This is a genomic window from Kitasatospora sp. MBT66, from assembly GCF_000710405.2.
In the GTDB taxonomy this organism is placed as follows: domain Bacteria; phylum Actinomycetota; class Actinomycetes; order Streptomycetales; family Streptomycetaceae; genus Kitasatospora; species Kitasatospora purpeofusca.
In genome coordinates, this window is the sequence record NZ_JAIY01000007.1 from 321366 (window position 1) to 340378 (window position 19013).

General features: G+C 74.6%; 19 protein-coding genes and 1 pseudogene. 11 read left to right on the top strand and 9 right to left on the bottom strand.

What is annotated here, in order from left to right:
• Window positions 1-37 precede the first annotated feature (37 nt).
• The 4 genes and pseudogenes from BI06_RS20955 (at window position 38) to BI06_RS20970 (ending at window position 4914) form a co-directional block, all read left to right on the top strand.
• The gene (locus BI06_RS20955) at window positions 38-1531 is read left to right on the top strand and encodes a S28 family serine protease (protein WP_051741512.1); all 1494 of its coding nucleotides are present in this window, start codon (window positions 38-40) and stop codon (window positions 1529-1531) included.
• A 213-nt stretch (window positions 1532-1744) separates the two neighbouring features.
• Window positions 1745-2374, top strand: coding sequence for a TetR/AcrR family transcriptional regulator (locus BI06_RS20960; protein WP_030391663.1), 630 nt, complete (start codon window positions 1745-1747; stop codon window positions 2372-2374).
• Window positions 2358-3995 (top strand): acyl-CoA dehydrogenase family protein, encoded by a 1638-nt coding sequence (locus tag BI06_RS20965; protein ID WP_043470459.1) that lies wholly within the window; start codon window positions 2358-2360, stop codon window positions 3993-3995. Before BI06_RS20960 ends, BI06_RS20965 begins: the two co-directional genes overlap by 17 nt.
• Window positions 3992-4914: pseudogene (locus BI06_RS20970) on the top strand (amidohydrolase family protein). Before BI06_RS20965 ends, BI06_RS20970 begins: the two are co-directional and overlap by 4 nt.
• Before the next feature lie 3 nt (window positions 4915-4917).
• Here the strand turns inward: BI06_RS20970 and BI06_RS20975 are convergent.
• Complete coding sequence (locus BI06_RS20975; protein WP_043470462.1) at window positions 4918-5733, bottom strand: inositol monophosphatase family protein; 816 nt, start codon at window positions 5731-5733, stop codon at window positions 4918-4920.
• Window positions 5734-5831: 98 nt separating this feature from the next.
• Here BI06_RS20975 and BI06_RS20980 point away from each other — a divergent pair, with 98 nt between their 5' ends.
• Window positions 5832-6851: an Lrp/AsnC family transcriptional regulator gene (locus BI06_RS20980; protein WP_051741513.1), complete on the top strand. Its 1020-nt coding sequence runs from the start codon at window positions 5832-5834 to the stop codon at window positions 6849-6851.
• 217 nt (window positions 6852-7068) lie between these two features.
• Window positions 7069-7488 carry a hypothetical protein gene (locus BI06_RS20985; protein ID WP_030391659.1) on the top strand — a complete coding sequence of 140 codons (420 nt, stop codon included), beginning with the start codon at window positions 7069-7071 and terminating at the stop codon, window positions 7486-7488.
• A gap of 14 nt (window positions 7489-7502) precedes the next feature.
• Here BI06_RS20985 and BI06_RS20990 read toward each other — a convergent pair whose 3' ends face one another.
• The 3 genes from BI06_RS20990 to BI06_RS21000 form a co-directional block, all read right to left on the bottom strand.
• On the bottom strand, window positions 7503-8333 hold the full coding sequence (locus BI06_RS20990) for a helix-turn-helix domain-containing protein (RefSeq protein ID WP_043470466.1): 831 nt from the start codon (window positions 8331-8333) through the stop codon (window positions 7503-7505).
• Between the two features lie 32 nt (window positions 8334-8365).
• Window positions 8366-8848, bottom strand: coding sequence for a DUF2269 family protein (locus BI06_RS20995; RefSeq protein WP_030391657.1), 483 nt, complete (start codon window positions 8846-8848; stop codon window positions 8366-8368).
• A 216-nt stretch (window positions 8849-9064) separates the two neighbouring features.
• Window positions 9065-9820, bottom strand: a complete 756-nt coding sequence (locus tag BI06_RS21000) for a 4'-phosphopantetheinyl transferase superfamily protein (RefSeq protein WP_082558603.1) — start codon at window positions 9818-9820, stop codon at window positions 9065-9067.
• A 278-nt stretch (window positions 9821-10098) separates the two neighbouring features.
• Here BI06_RS21000 and BI06_RS21005 point away from each other — a divergent pair, with 278 nt between their 5' ends.
• Window positions 10099-11583, top strand: a complete 1485-nt coding sequence (locus BI06_RS21005; RefSeq protein ID WP_149030432.1) for a choice-of-anchor A family protein — start codon at window positions 10099-10101, stop codon at window positions 11581-11583.
• A 78-nt stretch (window positions 11584-11661) separates the two neighbouring features.
• Here BI06_RS21005 and BI06_RS21010 read toward each other — a convergent pair whose 3' ends face one another.
• The gene (locus BI06_RS21010) at window positions 11662-12297 is read right to left on the bottom strand and encodes a TetR/AcrR family transcriptional regulator (protein ID WP_043470469.1); all 636 of its coding nucleotides are present in this window, start codon (window positions 12295-12297) and stop codon (window positions 11662-11664) included.
• Window positions 12298-12360: 63 nt separating this feature from the next.
• Between BI06_RS21010 and BI06_RS21015 the strand changes: the two genes are divergently transcribed.
• Window positions 12361-13314, top strand: a complete 954-nt coding sequence (locus BI06_RS21015) for a hypothetical protein (protein WP_030391653.1) — start codon at window positions 12361-12363, stop codon at window positions 13312-13314.
• 52 nt (window positions 13315-13366) lie between these two features.
• On the opposite strand, the gene BI06_RS21020 is transcribed toward BI06_RS21015, so the two are convergent.
• The 3 genes from BI06_RS21020 to BI06_RS21030 all read right to left on the bottom strand — a co-directional run bounded on the left by BI06_RS21020 (window position 13367) and on the right by BI06_RS21030 (window position 16206).
• Window positions 13367-13879: a hypothetical protein gene (locus BI06_RS21020; RefSeq protein ID WP_043470470.1), complete on the bottom strand. Its 513-nt coding sequence runs from the start codon at window positions 13877-13879 to the stop codon at window positions 13367-13369.
• A 144-nt stretch (window positions 13880-14023) separates the two neighbouring features.
• Window positions 14024-15250, bottom strand: coding sequence for a kynureninase (kynU, locus tag BI06_RS21025; RefSeq protein WP_030391651.1), 1227 nt, complete (start codon window positions 15248-15250; stop codon window positions 14024-14026).
• Window positions 15251-15375: 125 nt separating this feature from the next.
• Complete coding sequence (locus tag BI06_RS21030) at window positions 15376-16206, bottom strand: tryptophan 2,3-dioxygenase (protein WP_043470472.1); 831 nt, start codon at window positions 16204-16206, stop codon at window positions 15376-15378.
• A gap of 247 nt (window positions 16207-16453) precedes the next feature.
• Between BI06_RS21030 and BI06_RS21035 the strand changes: the two genes are divergently transcribed.
• Entirely contained in the window at window positions 16454-16888 is a 435-nt protein-coding gene (locus BI06_RS21035; protein WP_030391649.1) for an Lrp/AsnC family transcriptional regulator, read from the top strand.
• Between the two features lie 87 nt (window positions 16889-16975).
• Window positions 16976-17518, top strand: a complete 543-nt coding sequence (locus tag BI06_RS21040) for an NADPH-dependent FMN reductase (RefSeq protein WP_030391648.1) — start codon at window positions 16976-16978, stop codon at window positions 17516-17518.
• 42 nt (window positions 17519-17560) lie between these two features.
• Here BI06_RS21040 and BI06_RS21045 read toward each other — a convergent pair whose 3' ends face one another.
• A complete protein-coding gene (locus BI06_RS21045) occupies window positions 17561-18196 on the bottom strand; it encodes a MarC family protein (protein WP_030391647.1) in 636 nt (211 codons plus the stop codon).
• A gap of 181 nt (window positions 18197-18377) precedes the next feature.
• Between BI06_RS21045 and BI06_RS21050 the strand changes: the two genes are divergently transcribed.
• The gene (locus BI06_RS21050; protein ID WP_043470473.1) at window positions 18378-18911 is read left to right on the top strand and encodes a DoxX family protein; all 534 of its coding nucleotides are present in this window, start codon (window positions 18378-18380) and stop codon (window positions 18909-18911) included.
• Window positions 18912-19013 lie beyond the last annotated feature (102 nt).

The window sequence follows — 19013 nt, forward strand, 5'->3', positions numbered from 1 at the left end:
GGACACCGCACAGTTCCGTTGACCCGATGGAGAGTTGATGACCACCACGATCAGAAGGCTGCTGGTCGCCGTTCTGCTGATACCGCTGCTCGGCCTCGGCCTGGCCCCGACCGCGCTCGCCCGGTCCGCCGGGACGACCGACACCGCCGGCGCGTTCGACGCGGCCGTCGCGGCCTCGGGCGGGGTCGCCGACGACCCGTCGGCCGACATCAAGGACCGGCTGGCCGGGATCCCCGGCATGACCGTCACCGAGGAGCAGCCCACCACCACCGGCCACCGCTACTTCCTGCTCACCTACACCCAGCCGATCGACCACGCCCGCCCCTGGCTGGGCACCTTCCAGCAGCGGCTGAGCGTGCTGCACCGGGGCTACGACCGGCCGACCGTGTTCTACACCAACGGCTACACGCTGCGCACCACCCCCTCGCGCACCGAGCCGGCCCGGCTGGTCGACGGCAACCAGGTCTCCATCGAGTACCGCTACTTCACGCCGTCCCGCCCCGAGCCCGCCGACTGGAGCAAGGCCGGCATCAAGCAGGCGGCCACCGACGCGCACCGGCTGATCACCGCGCTGAAGCGGATCTACCACCAGGAGTGGCTGTCCACCGGCGCCTCCAAGGGCGGCATGTCCTCCACCTACCACCGGCGCTTCTTCCCGGACGACGTGGCCGGCACGATCGCCTACGTCGCCCCGAACGACGTCGACGACCGCGAGGACTCCGCGTACAGCCGGTTCTTCCGCAACGTCGGGACCCCGGAGTGCCGGGCCGCGCTGACCGCCACCCAGCGTGAACTGCTGGCCCGCCGCGACCGGCTGGAGCCCCGCTACGCCACCGACAACGCCGCCGCCGGCTCCACCTTCACCACCATCGGCAGCGCCGACAAGGCGTACGAGCTGGCCGTGCTGGACTCGGTCTGGGCGTTCTGGCAGTACAGCCTGGCGGCCGACTGCGTGAACGTCCCGGGCGCCGCCGGCACCGACGACGCGCTGTACGCCTGGCTGGACACCCAGTCCGGCATCACCGGCAACAGCGACCAGGCGCTCGCCGGGTACACCGCGTACTACTACCAGGCCGGCACCGAGCTGGGCTCGCCCTCCTTCGACGTCTCGGCCCTCAAGGGCCTGCTGCAATACGACTACAAGGAGCTGTACGCGCCGCGCACCTATGTGCCGCGTTCGATCCCGATGCGCTTCGACCCGTCCGCGATGCGCGACATCGACCGCTGGGTGCGGAACTCGGCCGAGCGCATCATCTACGTCTACGGCCAGAACGACCCGTGGGGCGCCGAGCCGTTCCGCCTCGGGTGGGGCAGCGAGGACAGCTACGTCTACACGGTGCCCGGGGGCAACCACGGCTCCAACATCTCCAAGCTGCCGGCCGACGAGTCGGCGGCCGCCACCGCGAAGGTGCTGGAGTGGGCCGGCCTCGGTACGGACGCCTCGGCCCGCGCGCTGAAGGGGCAGTACCAGGTGCCGCCGATCGGCCCGCTGGACATCGAGGGGCTGAAGCAGGACCGCGTCCGGCTGTAGTCCGGACCACCCGCGTCGGCGGGACAACCCGCGTCGGCGGGACCGCCCGCGCTCGCGGGACCGTACGAAGCGAGGGCCGCCCGGGGGACGGGCGGCCCTCCGCCGTTCCCGGGCCCGCGCCGCCCGGGCCCGCGCCGCCGCTTCCCGGAACCTTCCGGGAAGGGTGCCCCGAGGCACCTCCCCGAAGCAGTGAATCAGTGCTTCAATGCTTCCATGGCCTACCGTCGCACCCCCGCCGTGCAAGCCCGCCTGGACGCCCAGCGCGAGGCGGTGCTCCAGGCCGCGGTCGGCCTGCTCGCCGAGCGCGGCTACGGCGGCTGCAGCATGGCCGCGGTGGCCGAACGGGCCGGTATCGCCACCGGCTCGATGTACGGGCACTTCGCCAACAAGGCCGAACTCTCGGTCGAGCTCTTCCGCCGGGTGGTCACCCGGGAGGTGGCCGCCGTGCACGAGGCCGTCGCCCGGCACGACACCCCCCGGGACCGGATCGCGGCCGTCGTGGAGACCTTCGCCGCCCGCGCCCTGCGCGCCCCCCGGCTCGCCCACGCGCTGCTGGTCGAACCGGCCGACACCGTGGTGGACGCCGAACGCCTGGTCTTCCGCCGCACCTTCCGCGATGTGCTCGCCGCCGAGATCGCCACCGCGCTCGCCGCCGGACGGCTGCCGCCCCAGGACCCGCAGCTGACCGCCGCCGCGATCGTCGGCGCCACCGCCGAGGCCCTCACCGGCCCGCTCGCGGCGGTACCCCCGCACGGCCCCGGGGCCGCCCCCGACGCCGTGGTCCCCGCCCTCGTCTCCTTCACCCTCCGAGCGCTTGGAGAACGCGATGACAGCGACGCATGAGGTCACCAACCAGGCCCCGCCCCCGTACGGGCACGACACCGCCGCCGACCCCGCGCTGCTCGCCGCCCTGCACCGGGCCGGCGCCGGCTGGGCCGAGCCCGAACTGCGCGCCCTCGGCCGGCTGGCCGGCTCCGAGCAGGCCGCCGAGTGGGGGCGGCTGGCCAACGAGCACCCGCCGGTGCTGCGCACCCACGACCGCTTCGGCCACCGGATCGACGAGGTCGAGTTCCACCCGTACTGGCACGAGCTGATGCGCACCGCCGTCGGCCACGGCCTGCACGCCGCCCCCTGGCGGGACGACCGGCCCGGCGCGCACACCGCCCGCGCCGCCAAGTTCCACGTCTGGAGCCAGGTCGAGGCCGGCCACACCTGCCCGGTCTCGATGACCTACGCCGCCGTTCCCGCGCTGCGCACCACGCCCGCGCTGGCCGCCGAGTTCGAACCGCTGCTCGCCGCCACCGAGTACGACTTCGGACTGCGCGAGCCGCACGGCAAGCGCGGTCTGATCGCCGGCATGTCGATGACCGAGAAGCAGGGCGGCTCGGACGTCCGCACCAACACCACGACCGCCGTCCCGCAGCCCGACGGGAGCTACCGGCTCACCGGCCACAAGTGGTTCACCTCGGCGCCGATGTCCGACCTCTTCCTCACCCTCGCCCAGGCGCCGGGCGGGCTCAGCTGCTTCCTGCTGCCGCGCGTGCTGCCGGACGGCAGCCGCAACCGGCTCCGCCTCCAGCGGCTCAAGGACAAGCTCGGCAACAAGTCCAACGCCTCCGCCGAGATCGAGTACGAGGAGGCGTACGGCCTGCTGGTCGGCGAGGAGGGCCGCGGGGTGCGGACCATCATCGAGATGGTCAACACGACCCGCCTGGACTGCACCATCGGCGCCGCCGCCGGGATGCGGCTCGGGGCCACCCGGGCGGTCCAGCACGCCCTGCACCGCCGGGCGTTCGGCCGGGCGCTGGTCGACCAGCCGCTGATGCGCAATGTGCTCGCCGACCTCGTGGTGGAGTCCGAGGCGGCCACCACCGTGGCGATGCGGCTCGCCCAGGCCACCGACGCCGCCCTCGCCGGGGACGGTCAGGAGGCGCTGGTCCGCCGGCTCGGCCTGGCCGTCGCCAAGTACTGGGTCTGCAAGCGCGGTCCGGCGCACGCCGCCGAGGCCCTGGAGTGCCTGGGCGGCAACGGCTACGTCGAGGAGTCCGGCATGCCCCGGCTCTACCGGGAGGCGCCGCTGGTCTCGATCTGGGAGGGCTCCGGCAACGTCGCCGCCCTGGACGTGCTGCGCGCCATGGCCAAGCACCCGGAGACCGTCGAGGCCTTCCTCGGCGAGCTGGACGCGGCGGCGGGCGCCGACCGCAGGCTCGACGCGGCCGTCGCCGGGCTGCGCAAGCAGCTCACCGACCTCGACCAACTGGAGTACCGCACCCGCCGGCTGGTGGAGGCGATGGCGCTGGCCTTCCAGGGCTCGCTGCTGGTCCGGTACGGGGACCCGGCGGTCGCCGACGCGTTCTGCGCCTCCCGGCTCGGCGGCGACCACGGCGCCGCGTTCGGCACCCTGCCGCCCGGCCCGGACGTCGCGGCGATCATCGACCGCGCCCGGCCCGTCCCGGCCGCATGAGCGCGCCCGACCCCGTCGCCGAGGCGGCCGCGGTGCGCGCCTTCTGGCAGCGCCTCGGCCTGCCCGGACTTGTGGACGTCCACACCCTCCCTCCTTGCCCGCCATCGGGCAGGAGGGGCCCACCATGCCCGAGAACGTGCTCGACAAGGTGTGGGCGTACTTCGACGCGGCCGGCCCGCTGACCGGCCGCCCCTGGCCGATCGCCTACCGCGAGGCGGAGGAGCAACGGGTCGCCCGGCTGCGGGAGTTCGGCGTCCGCGCGTTCACCGCGATGCTCTACCCGCACAAGCCGGGGATGGCCGAGTGGCTGAACGCCTGGGCCGCGGACTTCGCCGCCCGCACCCCCGCCTGCCTGCACACCGCGACCTTCCACCCCGAGCCGGGCGCGCCCGGCTATGTGACCCGGGCGCTGGCCGATGGTGCCCGGGTGTTCAAGGCGCACCTCCAGGTCGGCGGCTACGATCCGGCGGACGAACTGCTCGACGAGGTCTGGGGCCTGCTCGCCGAGAGCGGCACACCGGTGGTCACCCACTGCGGCTCCGGACCCGTCCCGGGCAAGCACACCGGCCCCGGCCCGATCGGCGCGGTGCTCACCCGGCACCCCCGGCTGGTCCTGGTGGTGGCCCACCTCGGACTGCCCGAGTACAGCGAGTTCCTCGACCTCGCCGAGCGGTACCCCGGCGTCCGGCTGGACACCACGATGGCGTTCACCGACTTCTCCGAGCGGGAGACCCCCTTCCCGCCCGCCGAGCTGCCCCGGCTGCGCGCCCTCGGGGACAAGGTGCTGCTGGGCAGTGACTTCCCCAACATCCCCTACCGGTACGGGCACCAGCTGGACGCGCTGGACCGGCTCGGGCTGGGGGAGGAGTGGCTGCGCGCCGTCTGTCATGACAATGCTGCTGCTCTGTTCGGTATTTGACGCTCAGTCAAGATCTTGCAGCAGGGGAAGTGCCTGCCGGTGGAGGCCCGGCGCGGCGGCCAGGAAGGCGTCCGTGGCGGGTGTCCAGGGGGCCCCGGCGGCGTCCGTGACCGTCGCGCCCGCCTCCGCCGCGATCAGCGCGCCGGGCAGCAGATTGGCCGCGTCCGCGCCGAACTCCCAGAACAGGCCCAGGTGTCCGGAGCCGACCTGGGCCACCTGGAGCGAGGTCGGCCCCAGGTTGCGGACGGCCAGCACCGCGCCCGCCACCGCCGACAGCGAGGCGCCCGCCCGGCGCAGCGCCACCGGGTCGGAAGCGACCCCCGGCGGCTGGCCGGTCCCGGCCACCACTGCCGCCAACTCCCGCTCCACGGGGGCGATCGGCCGGCCGTCCAGCTCCGCCCCGCCGCCGCGCACGGCCCGGTAGGTGCGGGCGCCGAGCTGCGGCGCGTGCACCACGGCCAGCACCGGCGCGCCGTCGCGCACCAGGGTCGCGGTCACCGCCCACTGCGGCAGCCCGAGCAGGAACTGCACCGCGCCGTCCATGGCGTCGCACAGCCACCACTCGCCCTCGGCCGGCACCGCGCCCTCGAACTCGTCCTCCAGCAGGCCCGCCTCCGGGTTCAACGCACCCAGCCGCGACCGGAGTTCGGCGGCCGCCGGATCGTCGAACGCGGCGAACCGCGCCATCGCCCCGGCCAGGCCGAACTCCGGGCAGGGCTCGGCCGGCCGCTGCTCGGCCAGCCGCGCGCCGACCTCCCGGACCGCCGCCTCCACGGCCGGCAGCAGCGTCCGCAGTTCCCGCACCTCGATGTCGCCCATCGTCCCGCTCCCGTTCCTCGTGCTCCTGTGGTCAAGGAGTACCGTCGGAGCGCCCGGACAGGACGTCCGGTGCGGGAGGACGACGGAGATCGGACACCATGGACGTCGCTGCTGCTGATCCGGACACCGTGCTGGACACCCTGGACCGCCGGCTGGTCTGCGCGCTCCAGGTGAACGGCCGGGCCGGGGCCGGGAGGATCGCCGAGGTGCTAGGCGTCTCCCCGCGCACGGTCACCCGCCGGCTCGTCCGGCTCCAGCAGACCGGCCTGGTCCGGGTGGTCCGGATGCCCGACGTCGAGGACGCGGCGGTCGGCGCGCTGCTGCTGCGGATCCGGGTGCTGCGGGGCAAGGGCGACGCCGTCGCCCGGGCGCTGGCCGAACGGCCGGACGTGCCCTTCGTCGACGTCATGCTCGGCGGCCAGGAGGTCGGCGCGGTGATGCTCTCCGGCGCCGACGCCCGCGACCGGCTGCTGCACGGGCAGTTGCCCGCCACCGCCGCGGTCACCGAGACCACCGTCCACGCCGTGCTGCACGCCTTCGCGGACGCCGGCCAGTGGCGCTCCGGCCACCTGGAGGAGGCGGAGGCGGCCGCGCTGGCCGAACCGCCGCCGCCCCGCCCCGCTCCCGGGAGCGTGTCGCTGGACGCCCTGGACCGCGACCTGCTGGCCCGGCTCGGCGAGGACGCCCGGCAGTCGCACGCGCTGCTGGCGGCGGCGGCCGGCACCCCCGAGTCCACCGTCCGGCGCCGGCTGCACCGGCTGGACGGGGCCGGGCTGCTGCGCACCCATGTCGCCGTCGAACCGCGGCTGTTGGGGCTCGCGGTGGACGCCAACCTGTGGCTGGACGTGCCGCCGGGCCGGCTCGCGGCCGTCGGAGCGGCACTGGGCCGGCATCCGCAGGTGCACGGTGTGTTCGCGACCAGCGGGCCGGCCAATCTGATGGCCGCGGTGTTCTGCCCGGACCACGGCGGCCTCTACCGGTTCGTCACGGACACCCTGGGCCCGCTCGGCGTGGGCCGCGCCGAGACGGCGATCGTGGCGCGGGCGGTCAAGCGTGCGGGCGTGCCGCTGCGGCCGCCGGGCGCCGGGGCCGCCCGGCCGCACGCCTCCCGGTCCTGAACCGGCCGACGCTCGGTCCTGACCCGGCCGACGCCCGGCCCTGACCCGGCCGCCTCCCGGCCCTGACCCGGCCGCCTCCCGGCCCTGACCCGGCCGAAAGGGGCCGAGGATGACCCCGGAGGTAATCGACGGCCGTCCGGCCGCCCGGCACAGTGGTGCCCACCCGGCGGCGGAGCGCCGACCGGGATCCCACCCCCCTGCCGGAGGTCGATCCGCCATGTCCGCCCACACCGTCGCCACCGCCCCTCGGACCGCCCCCGCCTCCTGGACGGCGCTGCGCCGCTTCCTCGCCCTCGACGCCGTGGTCAGCGGCGGCAACGGCCTCGCCTACCTGGCCTTCTCCGGCCCCCTCGGCGACCTGTTGGGGGTCGGCCGCGCGACCCTGCTCGAACTCGGCGCCGTGCTGGCGGTGTTCGGCCTGGCGGTCGGCCTGCTGGCCGCCCGTCCGCAGCCGCCGCGGACCGCGGTGCGGGCGGTGATCGACATCAACCTGGGCTGGACGCTGCTCAGCGTGGTGGCGATGGAGCTGTGGTTCGAGCCGACCACCGCCGGTTACGTCTGGATCCCGTTGCAGGCCGCCGCGGTGGGCGGCTTCGCCGTGCTCCAGTTCACCACCCTCCGCCGCATCCCGGCCTGAACGTCGGACGCTCCCTACCGCTCCGCCCCCACGGCGGCCTGGAGGAACACGACCGTCTCCGTGTCGGCCGGGAGGAAGGCCTCCAGGGCCAGTTCGGAGACGGTCACGTCCATCGGGGTGTTGAAGGTCGCGATGGTCGACAGGAACGACAGCACCCGCCCCTCGTGCGCGATCCGCAGCGGGAGCGCGAACGGGAACAGCTCGGTGAGGTCCTCCTCGGCCTCCTCCACCACGCCCGGCGGCTCCGGGTAGGCCCGCACCTCCTCCAGCAGCGCCCGCAGCGGCGCCGAGCGGACCAGCCCGAGCTGCCGCTCCATCCGCTCCAGCAGGTGCCGCCGCCACTGCCGCAGGTTCACGATCCGCGGTGCGAGCCCCTCCGGGTGCAGGGTGATCCGCATCGCGTTCAGCGGCGGCTCCAGCAGGTGCGGCGCGACCCCCGCCAGCAGCAGCCCGAGCGCGCGGTTGGCCGCGAGCACCTGGAAGGACCCGTCGACGACCAGCGCCGGGTACGGGTCGTGGGCGGCGAGCAGGCGTTCCATGCCGGAGCGCAGCGCCGCCATCGAGGGGTCGTCCAGCCGCTTCTCCGGGTAGAGCGGCGCGTAGCCGGCGGCCAGCAGCAGCGCGTTGCGCTCCCGCACCGGGACGTCGAGGTGCTCGGCGAGCCGGAGCACGAGGTCCTGGCTGGGCCGGGAGCGGCCGTTCTCGACGAAGCTGATGTGCCGGGCCGAGGAGTCGGCCAGCAGGGCGAGCTGCAGTTGGCTGAGCCGCCGCCGTTCGCGCCAGCCGCGCAGCAGCGGCCCTATCCCCGTCCCGGTGCCGGGTCCCATTCCCGCCATGATCGTCATGGCCGGACAGTACTACCGCCGGGGCGGCGCGGTCAGGCGCCGGTGGTCGATCCCGGCCGGACGATCATCAGCACCACCACGACCGCCCAGAGCAGGTTGAACACGCCCGCCGTCATCGGCAGCAGCTTCAGCCCGCGGACGGCCTTGCCGTGCTCCTCGGAGCCTGCCTCCAGGGCGAGCGCGTCGACCGCGGCCTGCTGCGCGGGCAGCACGAACAGCAGCAGCGAGAGGGCGGCGACGGCGGTCAGCACCATCGAGGCGATCAGCCAGGACTGCCCGAGCACGTCCATCACCTGGGCGAGCCCGATGCCGAGGACCGGCACCGCGATCCCGAGCAGCGCGTAGACCTGGGTGATCCGGTGCAGCTGCCGCAGCATGCCGGCGTCGGCCGCCCGCTCGGGCCCGCCGGCCAGCGCGGCGCCCGCCCGGCGCGGGAACATGCTGACGGCCACGGCCACCGGGCCGATGAACAGCACCGAGGCGAGGACATGCAGGCTCAGCAGGAATTTGGCCATGGCGGGCACCCTTGTGATTCAGCGGGGCGGCCCGGCGGCGGTCGTGGCGCGGGCAGCCGGGGCGGACGGTTCTCATCGCCCCGTCCAGGACGCTAACACCGCTTATCCGACCGCCTTCCACCCAGGTGGGAGCAGCCGCCCGGGTCGGAGCGGCCGCCCGGGTCGGAGCGGCTTCGCCCCCGGGCCGGAGCGGCTACGACCGCAGGCCGTCCCGGCTCAGAGCGCGGACAGCTCCACCACCCGCGGCGGCAGCCCGCAGACCGCCGCGACGGCCGCGCCGTGCGACTCGTCGGCCCAGTCGAGCAGCTCCAGGTCCTCGAAGCGCCCGAGCAGCGGACGGCCGCCGGGCAGGTCGAGCGGGAGCCCGGAGAGGTCGACGGCGGCGAGGCCGTCCAGGGTGGTCCGGCCGACCTTGATCAGCGCCTCCTTGCGGACCCAGAGCCGCAGGAAGGCGCGGGCCGGGTCGGCGTGCGCCCGGACCTGCCGCAGCTCCTCCTCGGTGAGCACCCGGGGGGCGACGTCGAGCAGGGTGCCGCCCCGGTCGGTGAGCTCGACGTCGACGCCGATCGGCCGGTGTCCGGCGGCGGCGGCGACCACGCCCTTGGTGTGCGAGAGGCTGACCGAGATCCCGGGGTGGTCGGGCAGGTAGGGCTTGCCGTGGTCGCCCTTGCCGCAGTCGGGGCAGTGCTGCGCGAGCGTCAGCGAGGCCGCCGGGACGCCGAGCAGCCGGGCCGCGCAGAGCCGGACCAGGATGTGACCGGCGGTGAAGTCGACCCGCCCCGACTCGTACCGGAAGCGGGCGGCGCGCTCCTTCTCGACCGCGGTGAGCAGGTGCTCCCCGGCCTCGGGGTGGCGCAGTACGTCGGCGCTCGCGGCGACGGTGGCGATCGCGTCGGCGGCACCGGTCGCGTCGGTCGCGTCGGTCGCGCGGGCCGCGTCGGTCGCTTCGGAGGTCCTGCCGGCGGAAGTCATGCCTCCAACCTAGCGGGGCCCGCGCGCGGCCCGGAAGGACACGGTCGGCTGGTCCGACCGGAGCATGGTCGGATCGCCGCTGATGGTCTGTAGGGTATGGATGGTCCGATTTGGTAGGTAATTTCCTGTATCCCGGAATTCTTCGTCAATGGGCCGGGATGGTCGGGAATCGTCTGGAACCTGGCAGGTGCTGCTCCACCTGCCTTTTCTCTGTGCGGAGGAATGTGCCGATGGGTCAGGGACAGGGAACCGGTGCGCCGGGTCGCGGCAGGACCACCGTGGAGCGTCCGCCGTCCCCCAGGGGGCGGACGACCGTCCGGGTCGCGGTGGCGACCGCCGTCGCGATGCTGCCGCTGGCGGCGGTGCTGACGGTGGGTTCGGCCGCTCCGCTGACCCCGCCGCTGGGGCCGTGCAGCGGGCCGGACTGCCCCGCGGTCTGGCCGTCGCCGCCGACCAACGGGGACTTCCCCGGCCGGGACGCCTCCATCAACGTCTTCACCGGCGGCAACTACCTGGTCGCCGGCCGGGCGGCCGAGGCCGAGGGGAAGATCGTCACCCTCGGCAACTTCGAGATCAACAAGAGCGAGGGCGGCGGCGCCTTCAACGCGGGTGTGGTCGGCGTCGGCTCGCGGGTGGTCCCGCCGAACGGCAGCGACTTCCTGACCGTCGGCGGCAATGTCACCGTCCAGCCCGGCAACAGCCTGCTGATCGGCGGCAGCGACTCCAAGGGCGAGGCCTTCGGCAATCTGCGGTACGCGGGCACGCTCACCGGCACGGTGGCCATCGACCCGACCGGCCAGGCGATCAAGGACGCCGACGCGGCCGCGCCGTACCAGTCGGTGCTCACGCAGATCGAGGAGGTCTCGTCCTGCGTGGCCAAGGCCACCGCCACCGGCACGGTCGTCGTCACCAGCAGCGAGGCGACCTTCACCGGCGACGGGACCAGCGCGAAGCAGGTCTTCAACGTCCCCGGGAACCTCACCGCGCCGAACGGCGGGCAGATCGGCCTGGTGTTCAACAACATCCCGGCCGGCGCCACCGTCGTGGTCAACATGCTGGCGGACAACCCGGTGATCAACACCTACACCGGCACCGGCCTGGCGGGCGACCCGACCACCGAGATGCGCTCCCGGCTGATGTGGAACTTCCCCACCTCCACCGGCGCGCAGATCCTCGGCAGCGCGCAGTTCCAGGGCTCGGTGATGGCCGGCAACCCGGCCGGCACCACGACCATCACCATGCCGGGCATGAACGGCCGGGTCTACCTGGCCGGCAACCTGGTCCAGAACGGCAACGGCGGCTACGAGATCCACAGCTACCCGTTCGACGGTGACCTGCCGGACTGCGAGGTGACGCCGAGCCCCTCGCCCACCTCGCCGTCGCCCTCGCCGACCTCCCCGACGCCGACCCCGACCGAGACCACCACCTCGCCGGCGCCGACCTCGCCCAGCCCGACCAGCACCTCCCCGGCGCCGACGTCCCCGACCCCGACGCCGACCCCGACCACCAGCTCCGCCGTCCCGACCACCTCGCCCAGCTCCTCCAGCGCGGCGCCCACCAGCCACGGCCCGTCGAGCCACGGCCCGAGCAGCCACGGTCCGACCGGCCACCACCCGGTGCCCAGTCACGGCGGCGGGGGCGGCCAGCTGCCCTCCACCGGCGCGGGCAACGCCCCGGTGGTCCTCGGTCTGGCGGGCGTGGGCCTGCTCGGCCTCGGCGCCCTCGCCGTCCTGGCCGCCCGCCGCCGCGGCCGCCACAGCTGACGCAGGCGCTGCCAGTAGCGCCCAGGGTCGCCCGGTCACTCCGACCGGGCGGCCCTGTGTGCTCCGGCGCCGCGGAGTTCAGCCCCCGGGCCGGTCCGGCCAGCCGTCGAGGCCCGCCGCCAGCAGGCCGAAGCCCGCCGTCACCGCGGCCACCACCCGCGTCCGGACGGCCTCCACCGGCTCGCCCGCCACCATGCCCCGGCGGACCTCCGCCAGCGCCGCCCGGTGCGCCCCGGCCAGCGCGCCCGCCAGCAGCCGGGGCAGCGGATCGCCGGGCGCCGTGCCGGCCTCCTCGGCCAGGGCCCCGGCCAGTGCCTCCTCGGCGCGCTCGCCGAGCTCCAGCAGCCGGGCCCGGAGCGCCGGGCTGTCCTCCACCGTCCGCCAGAACGCCGCGGCCCGCGGGTCCAGCCCGTAGGTGGGCTCGGTCGCGTCCAGCCCGGCCAGGAGTTCGGCCCGGACGGCGTCCACGGGGGAGGTGCCGGGCGGCCGCCCGCGCACGACCAGGGCCAGCCGGGCGACCACCTCCTCCTGCCGGTCGAAGAAGAGGTCCTCCTTGGTCGGGAAGTAGTTGAACACCGTGTTGACGGCCACGCCGGCGGCCCGGGCCACCTCGGCCACCGTGACCCGTTCGAACCCGTGCTCGGCGAACAGTGCGGTCGCGGTGTCGGCGAGCAGGGCCCGGGTCTGCTGCTTCTTCTCCTCGCGAAGTCCCATACGGGAATCATAGTGCCGCACCAAACTTGCAGTGACACCAATAATTTCGGCTACGGTGGGGCCATGACCTTCACCTTCGGCGTCTACCCCGGCGGCCTGCTCGGCGACGAGAGCCGCGTGATCACCCCCGTCCGCCCGGACGACCCGGCGCGGATCACCGCCGCGCTGCGCGAACTCCAGGGCGCCGCACCGGCCCTGCTGGTCCGCGCCTACCGCTCGTACCCGCCGGGCCCGGACCTGCCGCCCACCCCGGCCGAGCCGGAGCGGTACCTCGGCGAGGGACGCCGGCTCGACCTGGTGCTCCAGTACCGCGGCCCCGGCGACCGGCCGGACGGCTGGACCGACTTCGTCCGGCACGCGGTCCGCACCGAGGGCGGGCGGATCGGCACCCTGCAGATCTGCGAGGAGCCGAACGTCGACTCGCCGGTGCTCGACGGCTCCGCCCCGGGCGTCCTGCGGGCGCTGGTCGACGGGGTGGTCGCGGCCAAGGAGGAGGCGCTCGCCCTCGGGCTCGGCCTCGCGGTGGGGTTCAACGCGGCCTTCAGTCCGGACCCGGCCGAGCCGTTCTGGTCGGCGCTCGGCGAGCTCGCCGACGAGCGGTTCCACCGCGCGCTCGACCACGTCGGCCTGGACTTCTTCCCGGACGTCTTCCGCCCGGTCCCCGCCGGGCAGCTCGGGGCCGCGGTCACCGCGGTGCTCACCGGCTTCCGGCGGGAGACCGTGGTCCGGGCCGGGATCGGGGCGGCGGTGCCGATCAGGGTCTGCGAACACGGCTGGCCGACCGGCCCGGACCGCCCCGAGCGGCGGCAGGCCGAGGTGGTCGAGGAGGTGGTCCGGACGGTCGCCGGGCTCGCGGGGGAGCTGAACCTCACCGGCTACAGCCACTTCGGCCTGCGCGACGCGGACAGCGCGGGACCGGGCCTGTTCCACCGCTTCGGCCTGCTCCGCGACGACTACACCCCCAAGCCAGCCTTCGCCGTCTACGGGCGGCTGGTGCGGGAGCTGACGGCGCCGTGACGCGAACGGCCCCGCACCCGGAATCCGGGTGCGGGGCCGCCGTTGCGTCCGTTCAGCGTTCCTCGGCGGGGAGTTCGTCGAAGAAGCGTTCCGCCGTGCGGCGCTCGGCGGCGACGGCGGCCACCGACTCGCCGACCAGCCGGCCGGCCAGCTCGGTGGCCAGCTGCCCGACGTCCTCCCGGAGGGCCGCCTCCGCGAACGCCCGGTCCACGGCGAGCCGCGCGTCGGCCTCGGCGAGCAGCCGGTCGCGCTCGCGCAGGCCCTCCTCGCGGGCCGCCGCGACGGCCGCCGCACCCTCCTCGGCGGCCTGCTGCCGGATGCGCGCGGCCTCGTGCCGTGCCGCGGCCAGCTCCTGCCGGTACTCGTCCAGCGTTCGCTCGGCCTCGGCCACGATGGCGGCCGCCCGTTCCAGCCTGCCCTCGGTGGCGTCCCGCCGTTCGGCGAACACCCGCTCCGCCCGGGGCAGTACCACGCGGCCGAGCAGCCAGAGGACGAAGAAGAAGCAGGCCAGCCCGACGAGGAGTTCGACGGGCTCCGGCTTCAGTGGTCCGAGTTCCAGATCCATACGACCCTCCCAATGTCTGACGAAGCGTCATCAGGAAGGCTTCCCGGGCGGATCGGCGACGAAGCGTCGGCCCGGTGTGGGGCTCGTCACCCCGGTCGCTCCGGTCGCTCGGCTCACTCCGGCTGCTCGGGTCGCTCCGACCGCTCAGGTCACCTCGCCGCGGCGGGCGAAGCGCTCGTCCTTCCACTCCCCGCTGCCCAGCACCTCGGCGAGGTGCCGCGCGGCGTCCCATACCTCGGTGTGCGAGAGGTAGAGCGGGGTGAAGCCGAAGCGCATGAGGTCCGGCGCCCGGAAGTCCCCGATCACCCCGCGGGCGATCAGCGCCTGCACCACCGGGTAGCCGTCGGCGTGCCGCAGCGCCACCTGGCTGCCGCGCCGCTCGTGCTCGCGCGGGGTGACCACCTCGATCCCGTCGAGGTCCTCCACCAGGGCGATGAACAGATCGGTCAGGGCCAGGCTCTTCGCCCGGACGGCGGCCCGGTCGGCCCGCTCCCAGATGTCCAGCGAGGACTCCAGCGCGGCCTGGCCGAGCAGCGACGGCGAACTGGTGAGGAAGCGGCCGATGCCGTCCTTGGGCTCGTAGCCGGGCTCGAAGGCGAACGGGCGGGCGTGCCCGAACCAGCCGCTCAGCGGCTGCAGCGGCCCGGCCGCCAGGTGCCGCTCGGCGACGTACAGGAAGGCCGGCGAACCGGGGCCGCCGTTCAGGTACTTGTAGGTGCAGCCGACCGCGAAGTCCGCCCCGCTCGCGCCGAGTTCGACCGGCAGCGCGCCCGCCGAGTGGCAGACGTCCCAGATCATCAGCGCCCCGGCGGCCCGTACCCGGGCGGTGATCCCGGGCATGTCGAGCAGCTCGCCGGTCCGGTAGTCGACGTGCGAGAGGACGACCGCGGCGACGTCCCCGTCCAGGTGCGCGTCCAGCTCGGCCGGGTCGACCAGCAGGCTGCGGGCGCCGGGGACCAGCCCGGTCACGCCCTCGGCGATGTAGAGGTCGGTCGGGAACGCGGCCCGGTCGCCGAGCACGGTGGAGCGGCCCGGCCGCAGCCGCAGTGCCGCCGTCAGCACCTTGAAGAGGTTCACCGAGGTGGTGTCGCAGACCACCAGCTCCTCCGGCGCGGCGCCGACCAGCGGGGCGATCCGCCGGCCCAGCCGGTACGGCTGCTCGAACCAGCCCGCGTCGTTCCAGCTCCGGATCAGCTCGCGGCCCCACTCCTCCTCGACCACCGCCCGCACCCGCTCGGGGGTGCGGACCGGCAGCGCGCCGAGCGAGTTGCCGTCCAGGTAGATCACCCCCGGCGGCAGGGAGAACTCCCCGCGGAACGCCGCCAGCGGGTCGGCGGCGTCCAGCGCCGCGCACTCCTCGCGCGTGATCATGCCCTGCCCTTTCCCGTACCTCGTTCGTGTCCGCGGCTCCGTGCCCGCGGCGGGGTGCCCGGCGCCCGTCCGGGCGCGCCGCCCGGCCGGTTCCGGCCCCCCGGTTCCTGCCCGGCCGGTGCCGGTCACATCCCGTCCCGGATCTCCCACAGCTCGGGGAAGACGTCCTGCTCGGCGGAGCGGCGCAGCCAGCTCAGGCCGCTGGAGCCGCCCGAGCCGGGCTTGGCGCCCATCGCCCGCTTGACCGCCATCAGGTGGCGGTGGCGCCAGCGGGTCACCCGCTCGGCGACGTCCAGCAGCGCCTCGGCCAGCGGCCGCAGCTCGGCGTACTCGTCCTCGGCGTAGACCCGCCGCCAGGCCGCGGCGACGGCCTCGTCACTCTGGTGGCGCCGCTCGGAGACGGTGTCCGGCAGCTCCAGGCCGCGCCGGGCCAGCAGCGCGAGCGCGTCGTCGTACAGGCCGGGGGAGCGCAGCACCTCGGTCAGCTCGGCGAGCGCCTCCGGGCTGTCGTCGTACATCCGCAGCAGCGCGGCGTTCTTGTTGCCGAGCAGGAACTCCAGGTGCACGAAGGCCGAGGACTGGAAGCCCGAGGCCTCGCCGAACACCGAGCGGAAGGAGTTGAACTCCTGCGGGGTCATCGTGGCCAGCAGGTCCCAGGACTCCGTCAGCACGTCCTGGACGTGGGTGCCCCGGCGCAGCGCGGCCAGCGCGTCCGGCAGGTCGTCCGCGCGCAGCGCCCGCTGGGCGAGCGTCCACTCGTGCCGCAGCAGGCCGAACAGCAGCTCCATCACCTGGGTGGTGACGATGAACGACAGCTCGGCCGGGGCCTCGCTGAGCGGGTGCTGCAGGCTGTGCAGTTCGTCCAGCCGGGCGTAGCGCGCGTACGGGGTGCCCCAAACCGGCTCCCCGGCCCGACCGAACGACAGGTTGGGCTTCTCCACCGTGTCGTGCCCCATACCGATCCCTCCAGAAGTCACCGGCGGCGGGACCACCGGACGGGCCCGGGATCCGGTCCCGTCGCCCCGGTCCTCGCCGGGGCCCCATTGTGCGGTGGCCCGGTCCCGCATTTGAATGGGCGGCGGGCACGGCAACCTCGGTCGCGCCTGTCGTACAAGAGGTGTTTTCCTGATCCTCTTCACGATCGCAAAGCGGTGGGATCCGGCCATCCGGACGCCACCCGCACCACACCCTCGGGAGCCCGCCGTGGACACCGTCGACCGCCGTCTGCTGGCCGAGCTGCAGGCCGATGCCCGCCTCTCCTACAACGAACTCTCGCGCCGGGTGAGCCTCTCCGCACCTGCCGTGGCCGAACGGGTCCGGCGGCTGGAGGCCGATGGGGTGATCGCCGGCTACCACGCCCATGTCGACCTCACCCGGGCCGGCCTGCCGATCACCGCGCTGGTGCAGATCCAGTGCTACGGCCCGCGCTGCGTGCTCCGCGACCCGGAGGTGGCCCGGTGGCCGGAGGTGCTCCAGCTGCACCGGGTGACCGGCGGCGCCTGCTGCGCCCTGCTGGTCGCCGTCCCCGCGATGGCCGATTTCGAGGCCCTGATCGACCGCCTCGGCGCCTACGGCCAGCCGGCCAGCTCGATGATCCTCTCCAGCCCGGTGCCCTGGCGGCCGGTGGTCGTGCCGTGACCGGCGGTCGTGCTGTGACCGGCGGTCGTGCCGTGACCGGTGGACAATCGGCGCGGACGGGATGTCGCGCGCGCTAGGTTCCTGCCCATGCCGAACGACCGTCACATCCTGCTGCTCCCGGGCAGCCTGCGCGCCGGGTCCGTCAACGAGACGGTGCTGCGCACCGCCGCCGCCGTGGCGCTGGCCACCGAGGGCGTCGCGACCACCTACTACACCGGGCTGGCCGGACTGCCGCACTTCAACCCGGACCTCGACACCGATCCGCTGCCGGAGCCGGTCACCGCGCTGCGCGAGGCCGTGGAGGCCGCCGACGCGCTGCTGATCTGCGTGCCCGAGTACGCCGGGACCCTGCCGGGCAGCTTCAAGAACCTGCTGGACTGGACGGTCGGCGGGATGGAGATCGTGGACAAGCCGGCCGCCTGGATCAACGCCGCCGGGGCGGGACGGGGCCTGGGCGCGGAGGAGTCGCTGCGCACGGTGCTCGGCTACACCGGGGCCGCCGTGGTGGAGGGGGCCTGTGTGCGGCTGCCGCTGGCGCGCGGGGACGTCGGCGCGGACGGGCTGGTCGCCGACCCGCTGGTGCGCGACCGGATCGCGGAGGCGCTGGTGCGGCTGGCCGCGGCGGTCTGAGCCGCCGGGCCCGCGCGGCCCTGACCTGTACCGGCGGGCGGTTCAGTGCCCGTCGGGCAGGTGCAGGCCGAGTCCGGCCAGCCCGTTCAGGAACAGCTCGACGCCGACCGCCGCCAGCAGCAGTCCGAGCAGCCGGGAGAGCACCTCCAGCGAGGTGCGGTGGCTGTGCCGCATCAGCGGGGCGAGCAGGGCCACGCAGACGTAGTTGATCAGCACCACGGCGATGTACGCGCCGGCCACGGTGGTGCGCCAGCCCCAGTCGTCCTTGACGAGCGAGGCGACCAGCACCGCGGTGACCGCGAGCGGGCTGGCCAGGTAGGGCAGCAGCAGTTCGCGGATGCCGTCCACCAGTGGGCTCATCAGGTGCTCGTCCGCCTCGTCGGTGCCCCAGCCCAGGTGGACCCCGAAGACCAGGGCGACCGCGTAGACGAAGAAGATCAGCCCGCCGGCGAGCTGCAGCGACTGGTCGCTGATGTGGAACAGCGTGGTCACGAAGTCCGCGCTGTAGGCCATGACCGCGCCGACCACCGCGGAGACGACGGTGCTCCACGCCGCGAGGCGCCGCAGCTCCCCGGTGGTGCGGGTGGTGGCCAGCCGGGCGAAGGACAGCAGGACCTTGGGCGGGCCGACCACGGCGAAGAAGGCGATGAAGGCGCTGCTCAGGTTGAAGACGAACATGGGCCAAGCATGGCCGCGACGATCACCGCCGCCCGGCCGCCACGCCCCCGACGGGTTATTCCCACGAACGCGGTCATTCGCCCGAACGGCCGCCCCGGGTCGAGTGGAGCCGCCGTTTCCGGTGCCATGGAAGCCGGACCTCCCCACCATTCGGCGGAGGGCTCCCGAAGGGGACTTCGACATGGCTCTGAACCGTAAGGACCTGGGTCTGCTGGCACTGCGCGGCGCCGTCGGCGGCGTGCTGATCGCCCACGGCACCCAGAAGCTGTTCGGCTGGTTCGGCGGTGGCGGCCTGGACGGCACCGCCAAGGCGATGGAGGCGATGGGCTTCCATCCGGCGCGCCAGAGCGCCCTGGCCGCCGGTCTCGGCGAGGCCGGTGGCGGCGCGATGCTGCTGGTCGGGCTGGCCACCCCGGCGGCCGGCGCGGTCGCGGTGCACGCCCCGGCCGGCTTCTTCGTGATGTCCGGCGGCTACGAGTACCCGGCGTTCCTGGGTGCGACCGGGCTGGCGCTGGGGCTGGCCGGCCCCGGCCGGTACTCGATCGACCACCTGACCGGGCACGCCTTCGACCAGCCGTGGGTCGGCGCCCTGGCCTTCGTGGCGAGCGCGGCCTCCGCGTACGGCGTGGTGGCCCGTCGGCGGCACGCGGTCCGGCTGGCGGAGGAGCGCGCGGCGGTGGAGGCGGACACCCAGGACGGCTCCGGGCTCTCCTGAGGCCGGCCCGTCCCCGGGGAGGCCCCGGAATCACCCCGGAACCGCTGCGGAACCACCCCCGAACGGACCCCGAACGGACCCCGAACGCCCCCGTCCCGCGCC

Coding starts and splice junctions, on each gene's coding strand:
- BI06_RS20990 (WP_043470466.1), bottom strand. CDS start 8,333: ATGACGATCATGGCGGGAATGGGACCCGGCACCGGGACGGGGATAGGG.
- BI06_RS21010 (WP_043470469.1), bottom strand. CDS start 12,297: ATGGGACTTCGCGAGGAGAAGAAGCAGCAGACCCGGGCCCTGCTCGCC.
- BI06_RS20980 (WP_051741513.1), top strand. CDS start 5,832: ATGGACGTCGCTGCTGCTGATCCGGACACCGTGCTGGACACCCTGGAC.
- kynU (WP_030391651.1), bottom strand. CDS start 15,250: ATGATCACGCGCGAGGAGTGCGCGGCGCTGGACGCCGCCGACCCGCTG.
- BI06_RS21030 (WP_043470472.1), bottom strand. CDS start 16,206: ATGGGGCACGACACGGTGGAGAAGCCCAACCTGTCGTTCGGTCGGGCC.
- BI06_RS21015 (WP_030391653.1), top strand. CDS start 12,361: ATGACCTTCACCTTCGGCGTCTACCCCGGCGGCCTGCTCGGCGACGAG.
- BI06_RS20955 (WP_051741512.1), top strand. CDS start 38: ATGACCACCACGATCAGAAGGCTGCTGGTCGCCGTTCTGCTGATACCG.
- BI06_RS21045 (WP_030391647.1), bottom strand. CDS start 18,196: ATGTTCGTCTTCAACCTGAGCAGCGCCTTCATCGCCTTCTTCGCCGTG.
- BI06_RS21020 (WP_043470470.1), bottom strand. CDS start 13,879: ATGGATCTGGAACTCGGACCACTGAAGCCGGAGCCCGTCGAACTCCTC.
- BI06_RS20965 (WP_043470459.1), top strand. CDS start 2,358: ATGACAGCGACGCATGAGGTCACCAACCAGGCCCCGCCCCCGTACGGG.
- BI06_RS20975 (WP_043470462.1), bottom strand. CDS start 5,733: ATGGGCGACATCGAGGTGCGGGAACTGCGGACGCTGCTGCCGGCCGTG.
- BI06_RS20985 (WP_030391659.1), top strand. CDS start 7,069: ATGTCCGCCCACACCGTCGCCACCGCCCCTCGGACCGCCCCCGCCTCC.
- BI06_RS21050 (WP_043470473.1), top strand. CDS start 18,378: ATGGCTCTGAACCGTAAGGACCTGGGTCTGCTGGCACTGCGCGGCGCC.
- BI06_RS20995 (WP_030391657.1), bottom strand. CDS start 8,848: ATGGCCAAATTCCTGCTGAGCCTGCATGTCCTCGCCTCGGTGCTGTTC.
- BI06_RS21040 (WP_030391648.1), top strand. CDS start 16,976: ATGCCGAACGACCGTCACATCCTGCTGCTCCCGGGCAGCCTGCGCGCC.
- BI06_RS21000 (WP_082558603.1), bottom strand. CDS start 9,820: ATGACTTCCGCCGGCAGGACCTCCGAAGCGACCGACGCGGCCCGCGCG.
- BI06_RS20960 (WP_030391663.1), top strand. CDS start 1,745: ATGGCCTACCGTCGCACCCCCGCCGTGCAAGCCCGCCTGGACGCCCAG.